Consider the following 413-nt stretch of genomic DNA (forward strand, 5'->3'; position numbering starts at 1 on the left):
GGTTTATTAAAGACCCGGTGATTCTCGACGTCATCTCCAACCATCCGCGGTTGGCCCTCGACGTCACTTCCCAGACCTTCGTTGAGGTGCTGACGCGTGCGATTACCGTCAAGGCTGGTGTGGTGAGCGCTGATCTGCACGAGCGGACGTCTTCGAGAGAAGAGGTCGGACGCGAGAGGCTCAACTATGGTCACACCTTGGCCCACGCTATTGAGGCCCACAAGCATTTCACGTGGCGTCATGGCGAGGCTGACGCGGTGGGCATGGTGTTTGCGGCCGAACTGTCGCACCGGTACCTGGGACTGTCCGATGAGGTCGTTGCGCGCACCCGCACTATCCTGTCTGAGATCGGATTGCCTGTTACCTGTGACGAGATTAAGTGGGCAGATCTGCGCAAGACGATGAACGTGGAC

General features: G+C 58.6%; 1 protein-coding gene. It reads left to right on the forward strand.

Translation table 11 applies throughout. The features are described 5' to 3' along the window. On the forward strand, positions 1–413 hold a 413-nt coding region (locus KUA55_RS18205), incomplete at both ends, for a 3-dehydroquinate synthase family protein (RefSeq protein ID WP_425514636.1).

This window comes from Enterococcus alishanensis (assembly GCF_019218635.1).
In the GTDB taxonomy this organism is placed as follows: domain Bacteria; phylum Bacillota; class Bacilli; order Lactobacillales; family Enterococcaceae; genus Enterococcus_A; species Enterococcus_A alishanensis.